Genomic DNA, 21736 nt, shown 5'->3' with positions numbered 1-21736 from the left:
ACCTTCGCCGGAATGGACACCTGTGGTTTCGTTTCGCGGGCACCTGCCTGGAACTACGCGAAACACTCACGAGAATCCTGTCCGATCCTCCCGGAGTGATACCACGAATCGGGATTCGCCAGAACATCGTAAGAGCGCGATGCTCGTCGAGCCAGCCCGGGGGCCGGCTACCTTGCAACGATCTCACGACCTGAGCGGTATCTGAGTCCGATTTCGGCGATCCGCTCGCGACAGCATCGCGACGCTTTGCCGCTGCCGCGCCTCGCGAGCCGCGGCGCAGGCGCGCGTCCGCCGCCCGGCCGTTTTGATCCAGAGCAAAGACGAGCTGTCGATTCCGGGGCTCCCTCTGCGATGCGGCAACGGCGCTGCCGGTTGTTCCGGGCCGTGGCCGCATGAGGAAACCCCGACCTGCTTCCCCTCGGCAGCCTCGCTGGGTCTCGACATTCACCAATTCCCGATGGTCCGAGGGCAACCAGATCGAGTGCGTGCCGTGCATCAAGAAAGCATAGTCTCGACGGTCATCCCGCACCTTCTCGTCAAGCACGCCGCCGCACCGGCGCGGATCCGCGCGGCGAAAGACCCGGCGGACGCCCGCGCCGACGAACTGGCCCGGCTGCTGATCGCCCCCAATCTCGCCGACGCATTCGACCTGATCGACCGTTCGCTGACGCGCGCGGCTTCGCCGACCGCCTTGTTCACCGGCCTGTTCGAGCCGACCGCGCGCAAGCTCGGCGATCTGTGGAGCGAGGATGCCTGCAGCGAATTCGAGGTCGCGATCGGCCTGTGCCACCTGCAGACCGCGATGCGCCGTATCAGCTTCGATCTGCTGTCGGCGCCGCTGACCCGCTCGCAGCCGCGCACGGTGCTGGTGGTTTCGCAGCCCGGCGAGCCGCATTCGTTCTGCGCCGCCCTGCATTCCGAGCTGCTGCGCCAAGCCGGCTGGAACACGGTCGGTGAGTTTCCCGACAACGAAAAGGCGCTCACCGATCTGGTCGCCAATGGCTGGTTCGATGCGGTCAACCTGTCGCTCAGCCCGGCGCTGCGCCGCGAGCACTGGCTGCCCCGTGTCGCCGAGAGCATCCGCAAGATCCGCAAAGCCTCGCGCAATCCGGCGCTCGCCGTCGTCGCCAGCGGCCGGGTCTTCGCCGAACGCGCCGATGCCTGCGCGCTGGTCGGCGCCGACGCCGCGACCGTCTCCTCGGTCCAGATCGAGCGCTGCCTGATGCGCTCGCTGCTCAACCGCACGGCCCGCCCGGCGGCGAACTTCGCCTGGATCTGATTCCGGAACCCGCTCGCTCCGGTCCGCCGTGAGCACGACGCCGCGCGGCGAGGCGGTCGCATCGCGCGGTGCGGCCTTGGCGCGCAGGTGGGCGCAAGGGCGCGATTTCCCCGGGACATCGCCGTATTGCTATCTCGCGCGATGCGGCGCCGCCCACCATAGTCCGCATTTGGTGTCTATGGGATTCGCGAGCCACTGAGGGGCAGGTCATGCAGTCCGAAGCAAAGTCCTATCCGTTCGATCATCTGCCGGCGATCGACTACGATGCCCATCCGGCCTATGGCCGCGTGATGTCGATGCCGATGCTCGGCGCGAGGCTGAAGGCGATCAGCTATTTCGGCTATGGCTTCCTGCTGACCTCGGCGCAGCGCCTGATCGACATCGAGCACCTGCCGCGCCCCGCCGAAGCCGGCAAGCCGTTCGTCGCGGTGCTGCGCAGCCTGCCGACCCTGCTGCGGCTGATCCTGCTGCAGCGGCTGTCGCGCTTCACCGCCGGCCAGGCCTTTGCGCCGAAGACCGAGCGCGGAGCCGCCGTCTATGTGCCGCTGCAGGGCGACGGCTTCGCCGTCACCCGCCTCGGCGCCGATGCGATCGCACAGATCCGCAATCTGCTGGCGCCGCAATTGACGACGCTGGAGCAGCGCGCAACGCCGGCCGGCGATCCCGCCAACAGCCGGATCCGGATCGATCCGGCGGCGGCGGCCGAGCTGTATCGCTGGTTCAACCAGACCGCTGCCGATCTCGGCCTGACCGAAGCAGCGAGCGCCTATCTCAAGCGCCCGGTCGGCGTCGGCGACATCGCCGCCGAGGTGGTCGACGCGCCGAGCGCGCCGCCCGCAAGCCCGTTCGCCGACGTCAGCGTCGAGGCCTCGCCCTGCGACGGCTTCAAGGTCGACCCCGGCACCAACGTGCTGAAGCTGGTGATCTATCTCGGCGATATCGGCGCCGCCAACGGCCCGCTCACCTATGTGGCCGGCAGCAACCGGGCCGCGACGGGGTTCGGGGACGGCCTGATCCGCCGCGCCAACGACCTCGCCGGCCTGTCCTCGACCCTGCAGAACTGGCGCGAGACGTTTTATGCGCTGCCCGCCGGCCTGCAGCGCAAGGCGTCGTTCGGCGCCGACCTGGTCGCCGACAGCAATTTCGCCACGGCGATCGAGGCCCATCAGGTGGCGGTGACGAGCAGCGACGGCAACGCCGTGCTGTACGATCCGGCCGGCATCCACCGCGACGCCGCCCCGACGCAGGGCCGTCGCACCGCCGTGATCGTCACCTTCACCGAACTGCCGCGCTGAGCGCGAGCGGCCGCCATCAGCGGCCGCCGAACGCCCGCAACGCCGCCGCGAGTTCGGGATGATTGGCGGCGTGCTCGCCGACCGGGATGCCGGCCGCGATCGCGTCCCACGCCTGACGCAGACTGGCGGCGCCGGCTGCGGGTCCCATCGGGTGGCCGAACACGCCGCGGCCCGGCACGAAGCCGAAATCGACGCTACCGACCTTGCGGTACACGCCCTCCAGCGTCGCGGCGGAATCGCTGCCGCCCGGCACCGGCAGGCACGGTTTGATCGGCCCCATCGGCTCGAGGCAGACGCGCACGCACTCCATCACCTCGTGCTCCGGCGTCATCATCCGCGGCCCGAAGCCCGGCATGATCACCACGTCGAAACCGGCGAGGCGCTGCAGCCGCGTCATCACCCGCGAATGGATTCCGTAATTGGCGAGCCGGCTGAACGCGGCGATGAACGGGAAATGCGCGATCAGCGGCACCGTGGCATGCCGGCGCAGCATCCGCACCGCCGACAGGCCGACCGGCATCGCGTTGATCAGCAGCGCGCCGGCGCCGTTCGCCACCGCGACATCATGCAGCTCGATCAGCCGATCCACTTCGTCGGTGATATTGGCGAGGTAGATCTTCGGCACGCCGGTCTCGGCCGCGGCCTTCCGGCAGGCGTCGCCGAGCAGCGCCGCGCGCTCGGCGAGCGGACACCAGTCGACATCCGCCAGCATCTCGTCGTCCTTGGCGATATCGAGGCCGCCGCGCCAGGCCTGGTAACCGAGTTCGGCGAACGGCTCCGCCGGCAGGCCGATATTCGGCTTGATCACGCCGAAGAAGATCGGCCGATCGAACGCCTGAAGCCGTTCGCGCAGGCCGGCGATGCCGAAGCGCGGACCTTCGAACGCCGCCAGGTAGCTGTCCGGAAACCGGATGTCCTGCAGCCGGATCAACGGAATGCCGGGCGAGAAGAACACGCCCTCACCGCACACCGCCGACAGCAAATTGGGAATCTTCGCGCCGAAATTGCCGTGCGGATGCGCGATCGTGACGCGGCAGGCGTGAACCGGCCCGCGCGCCGCACATTCGACCGGCGTGCTGAAGCCAGACGGCCGCGGCTCGGCGGACAGCTCCAGCACTTTCGCCGCGAAACGCGGCCGGAAATCCTCGTCGATTCCGACCCGGCGCCACTGCGCGGTGGATTGCTCGCTGCACAGATGCGCCGCCGCCTCGCGCGGATCACCGGCGCATTCGAAGTCGAAATCGAGTTCGATGTAATCGTCGGGGTCGAGCTCCGCGCGCGTCGCGTAGAAGCCTGCAATGTCGTCCGGCGTCATGGGATTGTCCGCTCCAGATACCAAGCCGTCATACGCGGGCTCGACCCGCGTATCCATCGCAAAGAGCCCATCCTTTGGATGGATGGGCCTGCAGCGGTCTAACCCTGCCCGATGATCTGCAGCTCGACGCCGCGGCGCTCGCGCGGGCCGTCGAGTTCGATGAAGAAGATCGACTGCCATTCGCCCAGCACCATCGCGCCGCTCGCGAGCGGGATCGTCTCCGACGAATTCATGAACAGTCCGATCAGATGCGAATGGGCGTTGTCGCGGCCGTCGATCGGCGCGAGATTGTGCAGATAGTCGCCGTCGCGCGGCGCGAAGCGTTTCAGAAACGTCAAAATGTCGCGCTCGAGCTTCTCCTCGCGCTCATTGACGTTGATCCGCGCCGTGGTGTGCAGGCAGCTCACGGTGACGAGGCCGTCTTTCAGGCCGCTGCCGGCGACGAAGCCGCGGACCTGCTCGGTGATGTCGATGATCTGGATCGGCGCCGTGGTGGCGAGTTCGATCCGGTGCCTGACGATGTTCATGGTCGCGTCCGCTGTTGGAATCGGGCGAAGCATCGCCCGGTTGTGGAACCCGCAATGTAGGCGCAGCGCGTGAAGGGTGGCAAACGCCGGCCCGCGCCGTTGCGCAGTCAATGTTGCGAGGGGATCGCGACGGCGTCCGCTCCGGCGGCTTGACAGATCCGCCGCGCTTCGCGAATGGACGCGTCCGATCTCGACTGTTTCCGCGCGTTTCCGCGGGAACCGCTCGGCCGGGATCGCCGACATTTTCCAGCGAACCAAGTCTCCAGCGAAAAGGGCCGGGCGACCGCGCGATGAGGCCGAGCTACCGCAGCGATATCGACGGATTGCGCGCCATCGCCGTGTTGCTGGTGATCGCGTTTCATGCCTTCCCGAATTCCGTTCGCGGCGGCTTCGTCGGCGTCGACGTGTTCTTCGTGATCTCCGGCTTCCTGATCACCTCGATCATCTGCCAGGCCCAGCGCAGCGGCGATTTCAGCTTCCGCACGTTCTACGCGCGACGCATCAACCGCATCTTTCCGGCGCTGGCGCTGGTGCTGATCACCTGCGCGGTGGCCGGGTGGTTCCTGCTGTTTCCGGTCGATTACCGCGATGCCGGCAAGGCGATCGGGTTCGGCGCCGCGTTTCTGTCCAATCTCGCGCTGCTGCACGACGCCGGCTATTTCGACACCTCGTCCGAACTCAATCCGCTGCTGCATCTGTGGTCGCTCGGCGTCGAGGAGCAGTTCTATCTGCTGTGGCCGCCGGTAATCGTGCTGGCGTGGCGATGGCAACGCGGGGCGCTGATCGCGGCCCTCGCGATCCTGGTGGCATCGTTCGCCGCCAACATCGTCCTCACGCCGATCAATCCGCTCGCGGCGTTCTATTTGCCGGTGACGCGGTTCTGGGAGCTGATGACGGGTTGCCTGCTCGCGATCGCCGCGGGCGCAGGCCCGGGCCGTGACATCAGCTCGATCGCGGCGCTCGGCGCCGTCCGTGCGCTGTTCGAACGCCATGCGGCGGCGATCCGCGCCGTCTGCGCCTGGCTTGGTCTTCTCCTGCTCGCGGCCGGCGCGGCGCTGATCAGCAACGATCGCGGCTTTCCCGGCTGGTGGGCGGCGCTGCCGGTGTTCGGCGCGGCGTTGCTGATTTTCGCCGGCCCCTCGCCCTGGGTGAGCCGGCATCTGCTCGGCAACCGCCCGATGGTCTATGTCGGGCTGATCAGCTATCCGCTGTATCTGTGGCACTGGCCGCTGCTCGCCGCGATCCGGATCGTTCGGTTCGGCGAAGAGCCACCGCCGCTGATGAAGGCGATCGCGATCGTCGTCGCGTTTGCGCTGGCGCATCTCACCTGGCGGTTCGTCGAGCGGCCGTTCCGCGCGCGCCCGAGCCGCGGCAAGACCACGGCCGCGTTCGCGGCCGTGGCGGTCGCCGGCCTCGCCGGAGCCGGCATCTATGCGGCCAGCGGATTCCCGTCGCGCTTCGGGCCCGAGATCCAGCGCGTCACCGGCGATCTCGTCGAGGAGGCGAAGACCGCCTTTCGCAGCGGCCATTGCTTCTTCGAAGGCCCGGCCGCGTTCGAGCCGCAATGCGACGACGACGCCCCGGCAGACGCGCCGCGTGTCGTGCTGTGGGGCGACTCCCATGGGGCGCATCTCTATCCCGGGCTGCGCGCGGTGCAGCAGGCCGATGGCGGCTTTCGTCTGTCGCAATACAACACCACGGCGTGTCCGCCGATCCTCGGCTTCGCGAGCGTCAAGTCGCCGTTCTGTCGTGCCAATAACGACATCGTGCATGCGCGGCTGAAACGGCTGAAGCCGGACACGGTGATCCTGGTGGCGCGGGAGTGGCGCAACTACGATTGGAGCGATCAGAAGGACGATGCGTCCGAGGCCCTGATCCGCGCGACGCTTGCCGAACTCCGCGCAATCGGTGTCCGGCGCATCGTGGTGGTCGGGATGTTTCCGTCGTGGCGCACGCCGCCCCGGCGCATCCTCGCGCAGTATTATCGCGCCCGCGCGGCCGGTCTCGCCGCGCCCGACGCGATCCCGCTACGCGATGCGCCGCCGCGACTGTCGACTTCCGAGGCCGAGGGCAACGAGGCGTTGCGGCGGTTCTTCGAGGCGGAGGGCGTGGCGTTCGTATCGCCGACGCCGAGCTTCTGCAATGCGCAGGGCTGCCTGCTGAGCGTGCCCGGCGACAGCGGCACGCCCATCATGTTCGACGGTAGCCACCTAACGCCGGCCGCGTCGGAATTCTTCGTCCGCCAACGGGCGCGCGAACTGCTCGGGCGCTGACGTTCGGGCCTCAGGCCGGCAGGATCGCCGCGCAGGCGCGTCCGGCGACATCGGCGGCGCCGGCGTCGCGCGTCACCAGCGCCATCACGATGGCGCCGTCGATTACCAGCCCGAGCGTGTGCGCGACTTGCGCCGGTTCGGCGATTTCGGCCTCGGCGCACAACGCGGTCAGGCGATCGTGCACGATGGTCTTGTGCGCGATCGCCAGGCTGCGCATCCGGTCGTCGGCCTTGTCGGATTCGCCGACCGCATTGATGAACGGACAGCCGTAGAAATCGGGACGGCTGAACCAGGTCTTCAGCGCCGGGCCGATCCGCGCCAGCCGCTCGCGCGCGCTACCGCCCGGCCCGTCGATCTCGTCGATGAACCAGGTCCGCCAGCTCTGTCCCTCATGCTGCAGCACGGCTTCGACCAGGCCGTCCTTGGAGCCGAACAGCTTGTAGAGCGTGGTCTTGGCGGTGCCCGCGTCGGCAATGATGGCGTCGACGCCCACCGAGTTGATGCCGTAGCGGCAGAACAGCAGCCGCGCGCTGTCGATCAGCCGGTCGCGCGGTGACGTCCGCACGGCGGGTGGCGCGTCGATCGCGGGGTGGGGTGCTGCCTGAGCCATTCCGACGCACATACCCCCGCCTTCGCCAAACTTCAATCAGGAAACCGAAGGGTCTGTTTGCAGGCCTTGGTTGACGTCGAGTCGGGCAATTGCGCAGGCGAAGTGACTGCAAAAGCGGCTGGCCTATTTCGTGGGCGGCAGTTCCAGGGCGCGGCTCCGTTGATTCTCAACGCCTTTTTGGGCGGATCGAGCTGGCACGCTTCCTGCTAATACAGAACGGTCTGTAGCCTAAACACTGCCGGACGCACCGGTAGCCAGAGGAGATCCCATGACCAAAGCCGCCACCGCGATGACCGCCTGCCTCACCCCGGACGCCCCGACCGCCATGACAGGCTGCCTCGCGCCGATCGACAAGGCCGGCCTCGACGACCTGATCGCCAAGGGCAAGGCCGATCCGACGGTGATCAAGACGCTGAAGTGCAAGACCGTCGCCGAGGGCCGCTTCCGTCATCTCAACTTCATCCGCGCGCTGCCGCCCTACATCGTCGACGAGCCGCCGGGCCTTCTTGGTGACGATACCGCGCCGAATCCGTCGGAAGCCTCGCTCGCCGCGCTCGGCTCCTGCCTCGCGGTCGGCATCCATGCCAACGCCGTGGCCCGCGGCATCACCGTCTACAAGCTCGAGATCGAACTCGAGGGCGACCTCAACATCACCGGCGTCTGGGGCACCGGCGATCTCTCCGAAAAGCCGGTCGGCTTCACCGACGTCCGCTGCAAGGTGACGTTCGAGGCCGACCGTCCGCGCGAAGAACTCGACGCGCTGGTCGCGCATGCGCGGCTGTGGTCGCCGGTGGCGAACACCTTCTCGCGCCCGGTCAATCTCGACATCGCGATGACCTGACCCCAGCCCTCCAACAGCGGACCGAGCCCATGCTGGATGTCCAGTCAGTGACCACAGGTGATGCCGCCGTGCTTCCCGGCGCCGAAGTCGTCGAGGCGGTGCGGGCGCTGTCCGCGCGCGAACTGCCGTCGCTGGTCAACCGGATCGACGTCGACGGTCACTACCCGGAAGATCTGATGCGCGCCTTCGGGCGCCTCGGCGCCTATGCGCATCATCTGCCGGGCAAGAGCCCGAACCTCGACCTGATGACCTCGATCAACGCGATGGCGGCGGCCGGCGAGCACTGCCTGTCGACCTCGTTCTGCATGTGGTGTCAGGACGCGCTGGCCTGGTACATCTACGCCTCGGACAACGAGCACCTGCGGACCGGGATCGGCCCGCAGATCGCGACCGGCGCGGCGCTCGGCGGCACCGCGCTGTCGAATCCGATGAAGTCGCTGTTCGGCATCGAGCCGATGCGGCTGAAGGGACGACGCGTCGCCGGCGGCTACGTCGTCAAGGGGCTGCTGCCCTACGTCTCCAACCTCGGCGCCGATCATTATTTCGGCGGCATCTTCGAGGTCGAGGATGGCGGCGCGACGCGCAACGTGATGGCGGTGATTCCCTGCGCCGCCGAAGGCGTCAACCTCGCCGACAATGCGAAGTTCACCGCGCTCGACGGCACCCGCACCTTCGCGGTGCAGATGCGCGACGTGATGGTGCCGGACGCCTGGGTGCTGGCCGATCCGGTCGACGACTTCATCAAGCGGATCCGCGCCGGCTTCATCCTGCTGCAGGCCGGCATGGCGTTCGGCCTGATCCGCGACTGCCTGCGGCTGATCGAGCAGTGCAAAGGCCCGCTCGGCCACGTCAACAAATATCTCGACGTCCAGCCCGAGCCGATCGCCGAAGGGCTCGCGGCGATGGAGGCCGAGGTCGCGCGCCTCGCCGCGACGCCGTTCGAGAGCGACCGCGACTACTGGCGCGCGGTGATCGAGGCGCGGCTCGCCGCCGGCGACGCCTCGGTCGCCGCCGCTCACGCCGCGATGCTTCATTGCGGCGCACGCGGCTATGTCGCCGGCGCCGCCGCGCAGCGCCGGCTGCGCGAGGCTTACTTCGTGGCGATCGTGACGCCGGCGACCAAGCAACTCCGCAAGATGCTGGCGGACATGGCGCATTAGTCCGCGCAGTGCGCGGACGCCCCATTCGTCCGCGCAGCGTCTTCCATCCGGGCCCTCCCCGCGCTCGGCAACAGTCACCACAGGACACTGCCCTGTGCCGCAGAGGTCTCCCGCGAGCCAACGTTCAACGACGAACACAGGAGCGACTGATGACTGAGAAGGTTCTTGTCACGCCGGCCGAACTATCCGAAATGCTGTCGTCGCCGACCACGGTGGTGATCGACACCCGCAATCCCGACGCCTATGCGGCGGGTCATATTCCGGGCGCCGTCAACATCCACGAGATCTTCACCTATCTCGCCACCTCGACGCCCGAGGGCGTCAAGGAGATGAGCGAGAAATTCGCCGCCGCCTTCGGCGCCGCCGGCCTGTCCGGCGAAGAGACCGCGGTGATCTACGAACAGTCGATGAACACCGGCTTCGGCCAGTCCTGCCGCGGCTACGTGCTGCTGAAGTCACTCGGCTATCCCAAGGTCAAGATCCTGCACGGCGGCTACGCCGCCTGGACCACGGCCGGCCTGCCGAGCACCACCGACGTGCCGACGCCCACGCCCAAGAGCTTCACGGTCGACCCGGCCGCCGCTTCGATCCTGGTCGATCTGGAATCGATGAAGGCCGCGGTGGCTGATAGCACCAAGGTCAAGCTCGACACCCGCGACGTCGACGAATGGATCGGCGAAAGCTCGTCGCCCTACGGCAAGGATTTCTGCCCGCGCAAGGGCCGCATCCCCGGCGCGGTTTGGATCGAATGGTACCGGATGATGAAGCCGTCGCCGGACGGCCCGATGTTCAAATCGTCGAGCGAGATCCTGGCCGAATGCGCCAGCGTCGGTATCACCCCCGAGACCCCGGTGGTGCTGTACTGCTTCAAGGGCGCCCGCGCCTCGAACACGCTGGTGGCGCTGAAGGAAGCCGGCATCAAGGACGTCAGCCTGTATTTCGGCTCCTGGAACGAATGGTCGCGCGACCCGTCGCTGCCGATCGAGGAAGGCGCCCCCTATTCGGCACCGTCGCTGATGGCGGCGGAGTAATCGCGCGGCGGGGCCGGCCGCGCTGGCCGGCTCCGCCGATCCGCAAGGAACCCTGTTCGAGGAGCGGCTGCAGGCGATGCCGGCATTTCAACCCAAGAAGGCCTGGCCCGGGGCGCATATCGCCATCCAGGGCGTAAGTCACCGCTACCGTCGCTCGAGCGGCAACGCGCTGAGCGGAATCGATCTCGAGATCAAGCCCTGCGAGGCCGTGGCGCTGGTCGGGCGCTCAGGCTGCGGCAAGTCGACCTTGCTGCACATCATCGCCGGCCTGATCGCGCCGAGCACGGGCGAGATCCGCATCGACGGCGCCAGGGTCGAAGGCGCGTCGCCGCGCTGGATCGTGATGTTCCAGCAGCCGCATCTGTATCCGTGGATGAGCGTGGCGCAGAACGTCGGGCTCGGACTGAAATTCGCCGGCCGGCCGCGCGCGGAGATCGCCGCGCGGGTCCGCGAATTGCTGCACCTCGTCGAACTCGACGGCTACGCCGAGCGCAACGCGCAGGACCTCTCCGGTGGCCAGCAGCAGCGCGTCGCGCTGGCGCGGTCGCTCGCGACCTGCCCGGAAGTGCTGCTGCTGGACGAGCCGTTTTCCGCGCTCGACGCCGTCACCCGCCGCGCCTTGCAGCGCGACGTCCGCCGCATCGCCGAGGAGATGAAGATCACGCTGGTGATCGTCACCCACGACATTCCGGAAGCGGTGACGATGGCGGATCGCGCGGTGATCATGCGATCCGACCCCGGTCGCATCGCCGAGATCGTGCCGGTCGCGGTCGATCGCGCCGAGGCCGATCCGGACCGCCGCGCGGCGAACATCCAGGCCGCGCAGGCGCGGCTGCAGGCGGCGTTCGAACGCGCCACCGGCCGTGCCGGACCGGAACCATCGCTCACGCGCCACTCCGACAATCAAGAAACGCCACGGACGGAACCGCTCAAGATCGTCGCCGCCGGCCACCGCTGAAAGGATCTCGTAATGTGCATCAATTGCGGAAATGACATCGTCCACGCCGATGACGATCGCTTCCGGTTCGCGATCAACCGCCGGCAGACGCTCGACATGCTGGCGGCCGGCGGCCTCGCCGCGCTCGGCACCATGCTGGGCGGCTTCGGCCAGTCCGCGCGTGCGGCCGACGACGACGTGGTGCGGATCGGCTATCTGCCGATCACCGATGCCACCGCGCTCCTGGTCGCGCACGGCATGGGCTACTTCAAGGACGAGGGCCTCGAGGCCGAGCGCCCGACCCTGATCCGCGGCTGGTCGCCGCTGGTGGAGAGCTTCGCCGCCGGCAAGTTCAACCTGGTGCATCTGCTCAAGCCGATCCCGGTGTGGATGCGCTACAACAACAATTTCCCGGTCAAGATCATGGCCTGGGCCCACACCAACGGCTCCGGCGTGGTGGTGGGCGGCGAGAGCGGCATCGCGTCGTTCAAGGATTTCGGCGGCAAGCAGGTCGCGGTGCCGTTCTGGTACTCGATGCACAACATCGTGCTGCAATACGCGCTGCGCAAATCCGGCATCAAGCCGGTGATCAAGGGCCAGGGCGAGACGCTCGCGGCCGACGAATGCAATCTGCAGGTGATGGCGCCGCCGGACATGCCGCCGGCGCTCGCGGCCAGGAAGATCGACGCCTACATCGTCGCCGAGCCGTTCAACGCGCTGGGCGAGATCAAGGCCGGCGGCCGGATGCTGCGCTTCACCGGCGACATCTGGAAGAATCACCCCTGCTGCGTGCTGTGCATGAACGAGGAGGTGACCAGGAAGAAGCCGGAATGGACCCAGAAGGTGATGAACGCGCTGGTCCGCGCCGAAATCTACGCCGCCGCCAACAAGAAGGAAGTCGCCAAGCTGCTGTCGAAGGACGGCGAAGGCTATCTGCCGCTGCCGGCGCCGGTGATCGAGCGCGCGATGACCTATTACGACGACAAGACCTATGGCGAGAGCGGCGCCATCACCCATCCGGACTGGAAGCTCGGCCGGATCGACTTCCAGCCCTGGCCGTATCCGTCGGCGACCAAGCTGATCGTCGGCGCGATGAACGAGACGGTGGTCTCGGGCGATACCACCTTCCTGAAGAAGCTCGATCCGGAATTCGTCGCCAAGGATCTGGTCGACTATCACTTCGTCAAGCAGGCGATGACGAAGTACCCGGACTGGAAGACATCGCCGAGCGTCAATCCCGAAGATCCCTTCGCCCGGACCGAGGTGCTGTCGCTGTGAGCCTCGATCTGACGATCGACGACGCGCCGGCACAGGCGGCGGCGTCACGAAGCGGCGCCTTCGCCGGCCGGCTGCGCAGCTCGGGCCATATCGCGCTCGGCATTGCGGTGCTGCTCGGCGTGTGGTGGATCGGCGGCTTCATCGTCGCCTCCGATCCGCGCACCGCGAATTTCGCCGACTTCGCGCCGCTGCCGACCTTCGAGCGGCTGTGGCAGATGCTGATCAGCGGCGAGGCGGCCAAGATGGCGTGGCCGAGTCTCGGCCGGATCGCCGGCGGGCTCGCCTGGGCGATCGCGCTCGGCGTGCCGCTCGGCATTCTGGTCGGCCGCTTCCGCGGCATGCGCGAGGCGAGCTCGGTGCCGTTCCAGTTCCTGCGGATGATCTCGCCGCTGGCCTGGATGCCGATCGCCGTGATGGCGTTTGCGAGCTGGAATGCCGCGATCGTGTTCCTGATCGGCGTGGCGGCGATCTGGCCGATCCTGTTCTCGACCGCGCACGGCTTCCGAAGGATCGACCCGGCCTGGTTCAAGGTCGCGCGCAATCTCGGCGCACGGCCGTGGCACATGCTGTTCACCATCATCGTGCCGGCGATCATGCAGGATTCGCTGGCCGGCATCCGGCTCGCGGTCGGCGTCGCCTGGATCGTGCTGGTGCCGGCCGAATTCCTCGGCGTCACCTCCGGCCTCGGCTACGCCATCAACGACGCCCGCGACACGCTGGAATACGACCGCCTCGCCGCCACCGTGGTGATCATCGGCCTGATCGGCTTCGCCCTCGACTTCCTCTGCGAACGCGCCGTCAAACGCGCGAGCTGGGCAAGGGAGGAGTGATGTGAGGAGTGATATCGACGGCGAAACATTCACGCCCGCGCGCGTCGCGGGCCGTGACGCCTCGAAACACGCGCGCGATCGAAGCGACCGCTGCTGAGAATCGTGGGAGAAAAATGGTGCCGCAAGAGGGATTCGAACCCCCGACCCCGTCATTACGAATGACGTGCTCTACCAGCTGAGCTATTGCGGCGACCTTCGGGCGGGTGATGCACCGCCCGAAAACGCTGGCCTCTGATATCGACCGGCGGGCGAATTGGCAAGAACCACGGCCGATCGGACGTCGGATCGGCCTCTCAGATCCGACCAAATCGTCAAAATCGTTGTCGGGCGCCGCGATTGCCCCGGTGGCGGCTGCAGCCCGCCTCAGCGCGGCGGGCGGTAGCCGCGCCAGCTGCCGGTCTGGCCGGCGGGGGCGGTGGAGCGCTCGCCGAAATCCTCCGGTGCGGCTTCCTCGTCGACGCCGGGATCGTCCGGGGCACGGACGATCGGGATCACCGGCGGGGTCTGCGACGGGCGGCGATGGAACAGCGGCGTCGACGGCATCGGTATCACGGTTTCGGCCGCGGCGACCGGCGCCTCGGCCTTGCTGCCGTCCTTGCCGCCGTCCTTGCCCTGCTCCTTGGGCGCATCCTTCAAGACGTCCTTGGGCTTGTCGGCCACCGTGTCGGGCTCGACCGTGATCAGCGTCGCCTCCGCCTCCTTCGGCGACACCACCGCGGCTTCGGTCACCGTCTCGACCGTCACGACCACCGGCTCGTCCGGCTTCGCGGCCGGGAGCGCCTCGGGCGCCGAGGAGGCGATCAGCGCGTCATGGAAAGGGTTGTCCTCGATCACCACCGTCTTCTTGGCCGGCAGTGCGGCCAGCGGCACCTGCCACTGGAACGCGTCGAGCCGGCCGGTCACCGGCGACACCGGACGCCAATGGTCGGAGACGTAGCCGTCGGCGGTCCAGACCGGGTCCGGCAGCGCGCGGACCGCGCGCAGCGTCCAGGCCCGCGCCTTGGCGGTATCTCCGCGTTCGCCGTGCTCGATCTCGGCCATCAGCATCGCGACGCGCTGGGTCGGGTTGTCCAGGAACGGCTCAAGCGCCCGGCGCGCCTTGGCGAATTCGCCGGCGTCGATCCCGGCGCGGGCGAGCGCCAGCGCGCTCTCGAAATCCGCCCGGTTCTTGGCGATCAGGTTTTCGACCCGCGCCAGCCTGATGTTCGGCGGATCGCCGGGCTTGAGGTGGGCATAGGCCTCGGCGATGTCGGGGTGCGGCTCGGCCTGCCAGGCCGCCTCCAGCAGTTTCATCGCGCGGCGCACCTGATGCGTCTCGGCCAGACATCTGGCGGCGAGCACCGCGGCCGGCACCAGCGTCGGCGCCAACTTGTTGGCCTCCAGCGCGCTGTCGCGCGACAGGCTCTCGTCGCTGTCCTCGACGTCGAGCGCCCGCGCCGTCAGCAGCACCGCGCGCTGGCGGCGGAACGCTTTCTTGTCGACCAGGCCGGACGACAGATTGGTTTCGAGAATCTCCAGCGCCCCGGTCCAGTCGGCGCGGGCGCAGCGGAAGCCGAGCACCGCCTGCGACGCCCAGGCCGCATTCGGCTGCAGCCGCAGCGCCTCCTCGGCGATCGCCAGCGCCGCCTGCGGATCGTTGGCGCGCTGCGCCTCGATATACAGCCCGCGCATGCCGAGCGATTTGGTGTCGTCGCGCCCGGCCATCGCCAGGAAGGCGCGGCGGGCGCCGTCGCGGTCGCCCTCGAGCTGCGCCGATTGCGCCTGCAGCAGCAGCGCCAGCGGATCGTGCGGGGCGTGCCGCCGCGCGGCGGTGGCGTGGCTCCGGGCCGCTACCGCATCGCCATGGCCGACCGCCAGCAGACCCTGGGTGATGGCGCGCTGGGCCCGGCCGCTGCGTCGCGCGGCGCGGCCGAGCTTCATCCGCTTGGGCGCCCGCCACAGCGCGGTGATGATCGCCCACACCAGCCCGATCGCAACGATCGCGCCGCCGAGCGTGAGGATGAAAACCGGCAACCGCATCTCGGCGCGCCAGGCATTCCACGACAGCACGACCTCGCCGGGCTGTTCGGCCACCCAGGCCGCGCCCGCGGCCGCGAGCGCGATGATCACGAGAAACAGGATGATGCGCAGCATGGGAATCCTATGGCGACGGTTTTGGCAACGCGGCCAGCGCCGCGGTGGCGAAGGATTGCGAAGCGGCGAGAGCCTGATCGCGCGCCTCGGATCGCTCGATCCAGGATTGAACAGGAGCACGGTCGGCCGGCGCAAGCGCTTTCAGTTCGCGCCGGGCTTCGGCAAGGTCGCCGCGCTGTGCGGCGGCGGTGAGGCGGCCGACGATCGCGGTGCGGTCGACGCCGGGCGTGGCGTCGGAACGCTGGATCCGGATCAGCCGCTCGGCATTGGCCTGGAACCGGTCGATGAAATTGGTGGTGTTGGCCGGGTCGTCGCCCGGCAGCAGCTTCGGCAGCAGCGCGATCAGCTCGCGGCCGAGCGCGGCGGCGCTGGGCACGCCGGTCGCGGCGAACGGCTCCAGCGGCTGCAACGCGGCCGGCTCGGTCGCGAGCGGCTGCGCCGCCTTCAGGATCGGCGCATAGGGCGCGCCCTGCCGGACGGTGAGATCCAGCATGGTCGCGGTAACGAGCCGGCGCAGCGGCGCATCCTCCGACGCGGCTGAAGACTGCGGCGGCTGCGGCGTGGCTGCGGTCGCGGCCTTGGAGGCCTGTTCGAGTTCGGTCAGCCGCGCATTGATCGCCGCCAGCGCCGCCGCGGAATCGGCCGCGGGCGTATCGGAGGCCGGCGTCTCGGTCGACGACGTCGCCTTGGCGTCCTTGACCGCGCGTGCGAGCTGCTCGGACCGACTGCGCAGATCAGTCAGATCGTCGCGCAGCGACGCGACCGTCTTCTCCAGCGCCTCGACCTTGCCGGTCAGCGCCGGATCGGCCGCGGCGGCCGGCGGCGCGGCGGTCTCCGCGCCGGTCGACACTGGTCGCGCCTCGAGGCTGGCGAGCCGGGCGGCGAGCGCGTCGAAGGTGGTGGCGTCGGCGACCGGCGCCGCGCCGGCGCCGGGGCGGGCTTCAAGCTCGGCGACCCGCGCCTTCAGCGCATCGAGCGCGGCGGCATCGCCCTGCGGCGCGCTCGCGCCGGTCGTGAAGTAGTCCGGCAGCAGCCCCGCTTTCCCCGCCCCGATCACCGCGGCGGCGGCAATCGCGACCGCCAGTACCGGCGGCAGCATCGTTGCGGCGATGCCGGGCCGGCGCGGTTCGGCAGCCGACCGGGCGGCGGGTTCCTCGGCGTCGCGCGCGGCGGCGGCGAACCGGGTCTCGGAATCGGCGGTCGCGATCTCCGGCTCCGGCGCATCGTCGGTCTCGGCCCGACGCGACGGCGCGTCTGCCTCCGCCGTCTCCGACACTTCTGTCACCTCTGCGGCCGGAGCGTCGCGAAACTCCTCCGCGGCTGGTTCGACGGGATGCTGCGGTGGCGATTCGATCGCCGCGTCGACATCCACCTCGGTGGCGTTTTCCGGATGCGCATCGGCGTCCTGTCCGGGAAGCACATCGCCGGCGCCATCGGGCGCGAGCGGCTCCCGCCGGTCCTCTCCGTGCTGCGTATCCTCGTGTCCGGGCCTGTTCTCGACCATCCGCAATCGTTCCTCGTCGCTCCTGCCGGATCCGTTGCCGGCCCGGCGCGTTGTTCGTTCAGCGCGCGGGCGCGCCGACCGCGCGGTCCAGCGCCTCGAACAGCGCCTTCTCGTCGGGCGTGCGCGCCACCATCACCTGCGTTGCACCGGCCTCGCGCATCACGTCGGACACCGATTCCGACAGGCAGCATTGCGGGATCGCCAGCGCCGAGATCTCGATCCCGGACGCCCGCGTCGCGTCGATGAAGGCGCGCGCGCTGCGCCGCGAATAATGCAGCACCGCCTCGATCCGGTTGGCCGCGAATTCGGCGCAGATATCCCCAGGGAGCGTCGGCACCGGCAGCATCTTATAGGTCGTCTGCATCACCACGTTGAAGCCGTCTTCGCGCAATTCGCCGGCGAGATCGCGCGACAGATCGGCGCCGGCCAGATACAGCAACGCGCCGGCCGCCTTCTTTTTGCCGCGCACGCTGTCGGCGACCTTCAGCCGCAGTTTCGCGGCGTCGCCCTCGGCGACGATGACGTCCTTGAAGCCGGCGTCGCGGGCCGCGCGCGCGGTGTGCTTGCCGACCGCGAACAGCGGCAGCTTCAACAGCCGCGCGAAGCCGGGCTGGTCGGCGATCGCCCGCAGCGCGTTGGCGCTGGTGACGATCACGCCCGTATAGTCGGCGTCCTGATCGTCCGGAAACGGCACCGGCTCGAACCGCAACATCGGCGCCAGCAACACGTCGTAGCCCTTCGCGCGCAGCGCTGCGGCGGTGGCGTCGTTGTCGGGTTGCGGGCGGGTGACAAGCATAGCCACGCCTGACGTCCTCGCATGTGAGAGGGAAACAGGGGTCGTCGCGGCCGCCCGCACAGGCAGGCCGCCAGACTTAGCCGGAGCTGCGGGGAGCCGACCGGATGATTGCATTCCGAGACCCCGCAATGCTACGCGAAGCAAGGAGAACGCCGGTTCGGCGGCAAACGCAAGGGCTCAATTTGACTAGTGAACAGACCTTGCTGGTGCTTGGAATCGAGACCACCTGCGATGAAACCGCAGCCGCGGTGGTCGAGCGCCGCGCCGACGGCAGCGGCCGGATTCTCTCCAACATCGTGCGTTCGCAGACCGAGGAGCACGCGCCGTTCGGCGGCGTTGTCCCCGAAATCGCCGCGCGCGCCCATGTCGATCTGCTCGACGGCATCGTTGCCCGTGCGATGCAGGAAGCCGGAACCGGATTCGCGGAGCTGTCCGGCGTCGCGGCGGCGGCCGGACCCGGGCTGATCGGCGGCGTCATCGTCGGCCTGACCACCGCGAAGGCGATCGCGCTGGTGCACAATACGCCGCTGATCGCGGTCAACCATCTCGAGGCGCACGCGCTGACGCCGCGGCTGACGGATTCGACCGAGTTTCCCTATTGCCTGTTTCTCGCCTCCGGCGGCCACACCCAGATCGTCGCCGTGCTCGGCGTCGGCGACTATGTCCGGCTCGGCACCACGGTCGACGACGCCATCGGCGAGGCGTTCGACAAGATCGCCAAGATGCTGGGGCTGCCTTACCCGGGCGGGCCGCAGGTCGAGCGCGCGGCGGCCTCCGGGGATGCGACCCGGTTCGCCTTCCCGCGGCCGATGCTGGGCCGGCCGGACGCCAACTTCTCGCTGTCCGGGTTGAAGACCGCGGTGCGCAATGAGGCCAGTCGGCTGACGCCGCTGGAGCCGCAGGACATCAATGATCTGTGCGCCGGCTTCCAGGCCGCGGTGCTGGACTCGATGGCCGACCGGCTGAGCGCCGGACTGCGGCTGTTCCGCGAACGCTTCGGCGCGCCGAAGGCGCTGGTCGCGGCCGGCGGCGTCGCCGCCAATCAGGCGATCCGCCGCGCCCTGCGCGAGGTCGCCGCCAAGGCACAGACCACGCTGATCGTGCCGCCGCCGGCGCTGTGCACCGACAACGGCGCGATGATCGCCTGGGCCGGCGCCGAGCGCCTCGCACTCGGCCTCACCGACACCATGGACGCCGCCCCCCGCGCCCGCTGGCTGCTCGACGCCAACGCGGTGGCGCCGGGCAAATTCACCAATACGCGCGCGGGATTTTGAGAGGGCATCGAGTTGTCTGCTTCATTGTCCGCAGTGGTTCCTAGCTTCTCCCCGCATGCGGCGGGGCGATCGTATATAGACTCTCGCGGGCCATGGTACCGGAGCTCTCTTCACCCTCCCCTGGAGGGGGAGGGTCGGCACCCAGGCCGCGAAGCGGCGTGGGTGACGGGGTGGGGTGAGCAGCGGGCACGGCGGATGAACTCTTCGCCACCCCACCCCGCTCGCTGCGCGAGCGACCCTCCCCCTCCAGGGGAGGGTGAGTCTCCTATCGGCCGAAGACTTTCATATGCGACCGCGCCGCGTCTCGGGCCGGCGCTTCCTGCCATTTTGACGAGATGGTCCGATGAGTAACTTTCAGTCGATCGCCGTGCTCGGCGGCGGGGCGTGGGGGACGGCGCTGGCGCTGACCGCTGCGCGGGCGGGGCGTAGCGTGACGCTGTGGGAGCACGATCCCGGCAACGCGCAGCATCTGATCGAGGCGCGCGAGAGCCGGTTTCTGCCCGGCGTCAGGCTCGACGATTCGATCAAGGTGACGCGCGATCTGGCCGAGGCCGCGCGCGCGCAGGCGCTGCTGCTGGTGGTGCCGGCGCAGGTGTTGCGCCAGGTCGTGACCTCGCTGCAGCCGCTGATCGCCGCGCGCACGCCGCTGATCGCCTGCGCCAAAGGCATCGAGCACGGCACCCATCGCTTCATGACCGAGATCATCGCCGAATGCGCGCCGGCCGCGATCCCGGCGATCCTGTCGGGGCCGAGCTTCGCCGCCGACGTCGCGCGCGGGCTGCCGACCGCGGTGACGATCGCCGCCACCGACGCCGATGTCGCCCAGGCGCTGGCGCAGGCGATGAATTCGGGCTCGTTCCGGCCCTATCACTCCACCGACGTCCGCGGCGTCGAACTCGGCGGCGCCACCAAAAACGTGATGGCGATTGGCGCCGGCATCGTCGAGGGCCGCAAACTCGGCGCCTCGGCGCTGGCGGCGATGACGACGCGCGGCTTCGTCGAACTGGTGCGGTTCGGCAAGGCCTATGGGGCGCGGATCGAGACCATGCATGGCCTGTCCGGATTGGGCGATCTGACGATGTGCTGCTCGACGCCGCAATCGCGCAATTTCTCGTTCGGCATGGCGCTCGGCCGCGGCGAGAGCATCGAGACGGCGGCGCACGGCAAGCTCGCCGAGGGCTATTACACCGCGCCGGTGCTGCTCGAGATGGCGCAGGCGAAAGGCGTCGAGATGCCGATCTCGACCGCGGTCGCGGCGATCCTTGCCGGCAAGCTCGGCGTCGATGCGGCGATCGAAGGCCTGCTGACGCGACCGCTCAAGGCAGAGGCATAGTGACGATGGCGTACTGGCTGGTGAAATCCGAGCCCTCGGTGTGGTCGTGGGACCAGCAGGTGGCCAAGGGCGCCAAGGGCGAGGCCTGGACCGGGGTGCGCAATCACTCCGCCAAGCTGCACATGATGGCGATGAAAAAGGGCGACCGCGCGTTCTTCTATCACTCCAACGAGGGCAAGGAGATCGTCGGCATCGCCGAGATCATCCGCGAGGCCTATCCGGACCCGACCGACGAAAGCGGCAAATTCGTCTGCGTCGACCTCAAGGCCGACAAGAAGCTGAAGACCCCGGTGACGCTGGCGGCTGTGAAAGAAGAGAAGAAGCTCGCCGAGATGGCGCTGCTGAAATACTCGCGCCTGTCGGTTCAGCCGGTCACCGCCGACGAGTGGAAGCTGGTCTGCAAGATGGGCGGGCTGTAATCCAACTCGTCATTGCCGGGCTTGACCCGGCAATCCATCCTCTTCGCGAATTTTCGGTCCGCTTCGCGGATGATGGATGCGCGGGTCAAGCCCGCGCATGACAGGTCGCTTTGTTGTGACCCCCTGCCCTGGACGTGCGGCGCAGCGGCGACCCCATGGACATCTCCACACCGCCGCTCCATCACCCTTCGATGAGCACCGCCATCGCCGATCCCCTCGCCTTCATTCGCGACAACACAAGGCTGCGGCCCGTGCCGCTGGTGCCGGAGATCTCGCTGCACGTCGCCGACGAGGCGCTGCCGCTGTGGCGGCTGACCGAGGAGGAGCTCGGCGAGGCCGGGCTACCGCCGCCGTTCTGGGCGTTCGCCTGGGCCGGCGGGCAGGCGCTGGCGCGCTATGTGCTCGATCATCCGGACTGCGTCGCCGGCCGCGAGGTGATCGATTTCGCCGCCGGCTCCGGGCTGGTGGCGATCGCGGCGATGAAGGCCGGGGCGAAGCGCGTCACCGCGTTCGACATCGACGGCTTCGCGCGCGAGGCGATTGCCGTCAATGCCGCGGCGAACGGCGTCGCGCTCGACATCAGCGGCGACGATCTGCTCGCCGCAGAGCACGCCGCGCCGGCCCAGACCGTGCTCGCCGGCGACATCTTCTATCAGCAGGACATCGCCGAACTGGCCTTCGCCTTGCTGCAGCGCCGCGCGGCGAACGGCGCGCTGGTGCTGATCGGCGATCCGGGCCGTTCCTATCTGCCGAAGGACAGACTTACCCGACTCGCCGACTACAGCGTGCCGGTGACGCGGGAGCTGGAGGACGCCGAGATCAAGGCCACCGGCGTGTGGACGCTGAAATGATCAGGCGGTCGCCTGCCCGCCCGCCAGATCGAAATTGCTTCGACTGATCA

General features: G+C 68.7%; 19 protein-coding genes and 1 tRNA gene. 13 read left to right on the top strand and 7 right to left on the bottom strand.

Annotated elements, in window-relative coordinates:
• The first annotated feature begins 490 nt into the window (after positions 1-490).
• Together SR870_RS18880 and SR870_RS18875 are read left to right on the top strand one after the other, a co-directional pair.
• Positions 491-1279: a photosynthesis regulator gene (locus tag SR870_RS18880; protein ID WP_322515055.1), complete on the top strand. Its 789-nt coding sequence runs from the start codon at positions 491-493 to the stop codon at positions 1277-1279.
• Between the two features lie 209 nt (positions 1280-1488).
• Positions 1489-2574, top strand: a complete 1086-nt coding sequence (locus SR870_RS18875; RefSeq protein ID WP_322515054.1) for a hypothetical protein — start codon at positions 1489-1491, stop codon at positions 2572-2574.
• 16 nt (positions 2575-2590) lie between these two features.
• Here SR870_RS18875 and SR870_RS18870 read toward each other — a convergent pair whose 3' ends face one another.
• Both SR870_RS18870 and SR870_RS18865 read right to left on the bottom strand, forming a co-directional pair.
• Positions 2591-3889 carry a RuBisCO large subunit C-terminal-like domain-containing protein gene (locus SR870_RS18870; RefSeq protein WP_322515053.1) on the bottom strand — a complete coding sequence of 433 codons (1299 nt, stop codon included), beginning with the start codon at positions 3887-3889 and terminating at the stop codon, positions 2591-2593.
• A gap of 98 nt (positions 3890-3987) precedes the next feature.
• The gene (locus SR870_RS18865; protein ID WP_322515052.1) at positions 3988-4416 is read right to left on the bottom strand and encodes a secondary thiamine-phosphate synthase enzyme YjbQ; all 429 of its coding nucleotides are present in this window, start codon (positions 4414-4416) and stop codon (positions 3988-3990) included.
• A gap of 290 nt (positions 4417-4706) precedes the next feature.
• On the opposite strand from SR870_RS18865, the gene SR870_RS18860 reads away from it, so the two are divergent.
• Entirely contained in the window at positions 4707-6689 is a 1983-nt protein-coding gene (locus SR870_RS18860) for an acyltransferase family protein (RefSeq protein WP_322515051.1), read from the top strand.
• Between the two features lie 10 nt (positions 6690-6699).
• On the opposite strand, the gene SR870_RS18855 is transcribed toward SR870_RS18860, so the two are convergent.
• Positions 6700-7299 carry a TetR/AcrR family transcriptional regulator gene (locus tag SR870_RS18855; RefSeq protein ID WP_322515050.1) on the bottom strand — a complete coding sequence of 200 codons (600 nt, stop codon included), beginning with the start codon at positions 7297-7299 and terminating at the stop codon, positions 6700-6702.
• A gap of 268 nt (positions 7300-7567) precedes the next feature.
• On the opposite strand from SR870_RS18855, the gene SR870_RS18850 reads away from it, so the two are divergent.
• From SR870_RS18850 to SR870_RS18825, 6 genes are all read left to right on the top strand, one after another.
• Complete coding sequence (locus tag SR870_RS18850; protein WP_416221098.1) at positions 7568-8140, top strand: OsmC family protein; 573 nt, start codon at positions 7568-7570, stop codon at positions 8138-8140.
• 29 nt (positions 8141-8169) lie between these two features.
• The gene (locus tag SR870_RS18845) at positions 8170-9300 is read left to right on the top strand and encodes an acyl-CoA dehydrogenase family protein (protein WP_416221097.1); all 1131 of its coding nucleotides are present in this window, start codon (positions 8170-8172) and stop codon (positions 9298-9300) included.
• A gap of 149 nt (positions 9301-9449) precedes the next feature.
• Positions 9450-10331, top strand: a complete 882-nt coding sequence (locus SR870_RS18840; RefSeq protein ID WP_322515048.1) for a sulfurtransferase — start codon at positions 9450-9452, stop codon at positions 10329-10331.
• A gap of 76 nt (positions 10332-10407) precedes the next feature.
• Positions 10408-11289, top strand: a complete 882-nt coding sequence (locus SR870_RS18835; RefSeq protein WP_322515047.1) for an ABC transporter ATP-binding protein — start codon at positions 10408-10410, stop codon at positions 11287-11289.
• Positions 11290-11301: 12 nt separating this feature from the next.
• Entirely contained in the window at positions 11302-12546 is a 1245-nt protein-coding gene (locus tag SR870_RS18830) for an ABC transporter substrate-binding protein (protein WP_322515046.1), read from the top strand.
• Complete coding sequence (locus SR870_RS18825) at positions 12543-13376, top strand: ABC transporter permease (RefSeq protein WP_322515045.1); 834 nt, start codon at positions 12543-12545, stop codon at positions 13374-13376. Before SR870_RS18830 ends, SR870_RS18825 begins: the two co-directional genes overlap by 4 nt.
• A gap of 114 nt (positions 13377-13490) precedes the next feature.
• On the opposite strand, the gene SR870_RS18820 is transcribed toward SR870_RS18825, so the two are convergent.
• From SR870_RS18820 to SR870_RS18805, 4 genes are all read right to left on the bottom strand, one after another.
• Positions 13491-13566: transfer RNA gene (locus tag SR870_RS18820), tRNA-Thr, on the bottom strand.
• A gap of 173 nt (positions 13567-13739) precedes the next feature.
• Entirely contained in the window at positions 13740-15509 is a 1770-nt protein-coding gene (locus SR870_RS18815; RefSeq protein ID WP_322515044.1) for a heme biosynthesis protein HemY, read from the bottom strand.
• A gap of 7 nt (positions 15510-15516) precedes the next feature.
• A complete protein-coding gene (locus tag SR870_RS18810; RefSeq protein ID WP_322515043.1) occupies positions 15517-17013 on the bottom strand; it encodes a hypothetical protein in 1497 nt (498 codons plus the stop codon).
• A 58-nt stretch (positions 17014-17071) separates the two neighbouring features.
• Entirely contained in the window at positions 17072-17815 is a 744-nt protein-coding gene (locus SR870_RS18805) for a uroporphyrinogen-III synthase (RefSeq protein ID WP_322515042.1), read from the bottom strand.
• 194 nt (positions 17816-18009) lie between these two features.
• On the opposite strand from SR870_RS18805, the gene tsaD reads away from it, so the two are divergent.
• The 4 genes from tsaD to SR870_RS18785 all read left to right on the top strand — a co-directional run bounded on the left by tsaD (position 18010) and on the right by SR870_RS18785 (position 21686).
• Complete coding sequence (gene tsaD / locus SR870_RS18800; protein ID WP_322515041.1) at positions 18010-19083, top strand: tRNA (adenosine(37)-N6)-threonylcarbamoyltransferase complex transferase subunit TsaD; 1074 nt, start codon at positions 18010-18012, stop codon at positions 19081-19083.
• 343 nt (positions 19084-19426) lie between these two features.
• Positions 19427-20416, top strand: a complete 990-nt coding sequence (locus SR870_RS18795; RefSeq protein ID WP_322515040.1) for an NAD(P)H-dependent glycerol-3-phosphate dehydrogenase — start codon at positions 19427-19429, stop codon at positions 20414-20416.
• A gap of 5 nt (positions 20417-20421) precedes the next feature.
• Positions 20422-20835 (top strand): EVE domain-containing protein, encoded by a 414-nt coding sequence (locus tag SR870_RS18790; protein ID WP_322515039.1) that lies wholly within the window; start codon positions 20422-20424, stop codon positions 20833-20835.
• Positions 20836-20990: 155 nt separating this feature from the next.
• Positions 20991-21686 (top strand): class I SAM-dependent methyltransferase, encoded by a 696-nt coding sequence (locus tag SR870_RS18785; RefSeq protein WP_416221096.1) that lies wholly within the window; start codon positions 20991-20993, stop codon positions 21684-21686.
• The last annotated feature ends 50 nt before the right edge of the window (positions 21687-21736 follow it).

The sequence above is a fragment of the Rhodopseudomonas palustris genome (assembly GCF_034479375.1).
Lineage (GTDB): Bacteria > Pseudomonadota > Alphaproteobacteria > Rhizobiales > Xanthobacteraceae > Rhodopseudomonas > Rhodopseudomonas palustris_M.
Note: the sequence above shows the minus strand (reverse complement) of the source record. Positions and strands in the feature narration are given on the sequence as shown.

Bases quoted from the DNA above. Each gene is read 5' to 3' on its own strand.
- SR870_RS18870 (WP_322515053.1), bottom strand. From the start codon at position 3,889: ATGACGCCGGACGACATTGCAGGCTTCTACGCGACGCGCGCGGAGCTC.
- SR870_RS18815 (WP_322515044.1), bottom strand. From the start codon at position 15,509: ATGCTGCGCATCATCCTGTTTCTCGTGATCATCGCGCTCGCGGCCGCG.
- SR870_RS18855 (WP_322515050.1), bottom strand. From the start codon at position 7,299: ATGGCTCAGGCAGCACCCCACCCCGCGATCGACGCGCCACCCGCCGTG.
- SR870_RS18850 (WP_416221098.1), top strand. From the start codon at position 7,568: ATGACCAAAGCCGCCACCGCGATGACCGCCTGCCTCACCCCGGACGCC.
- SR870_RS18835 (WP_322515047.1), top strand. From the start codon at position 10,408: ATGCCGGCATTTCAACCCAAGAAGGCCTGGCCCGGGGCGCATATCGCC.
- SR870_RS18865 (WP_322515052.1), bottom strand. From the start codon at position 4,416: ATGAACATCGTCAGGCACCGGATCGAACTCGCCACCACGGCGCCGATC.
- SR870_RS18845 (WP_416221097.1), top strand. From the start codon at position 8,170: ATGCTGGATGTCCAGTCAGTGACCACAGGTGATGCCGCCGTGCTTCCC.
- SR870_RS18830 (WP_322515046.1), top strand. From the start codon at position 11,302: ATGTGCATCAATTGCGGAAATGACATCGTCCACGCCGATGACGATCGC.
- SR870_RS18840 (WP_322515048.1), top strand. From the start codon at position 9,450: ATGACTGAGAAGGTTCTTGTCACGCCGGCCGAACTATCCGAAATGCTG.
- SR870_RS18785 (WP_416221096.1), top strand. From the start codon at position 20,991: ATGGACATCTCCACACCGCCGCTCCATCACCCTTCGATGAGCACCGCC.
- SR870_RS18795 (WP_322515040.1), top strand. From the start codon at position 19,427: ATGAGTAACTTTCAGTCGATCGCCGTGCTCGGCGGCGGGGCGTGGGGG.
- SR870_RS18790 (WP_322515039.1), top strand. From the start codon at position 20,422: ATGGCGTACTGGCTGGTGAAATCCGAGCCCTCGGTGTGGTCGTGGGAC.
- SR870_RS18860 (WP_322515051.1), top strand. From the start codon at position 4,707: ATGAGGCCGAGCTACCGCAGCGATATCGACGGATTGCGCGCCATCGCC.
- SR870_RS18875 (WP_322515054.1), top strand. From the start codon at position 1,489: ATGCAGTCCGAAGCAAAGTCCTATCCGTTCGATCATCTGCCGGCGATC.
- SR870_RS18810 (WP_322515043.1), bottom strand. From the start codon at position 17,013: ATGGTCGAGAACAGGCCCGGACACGAGGATACGCAGCACGGAGAGGAC.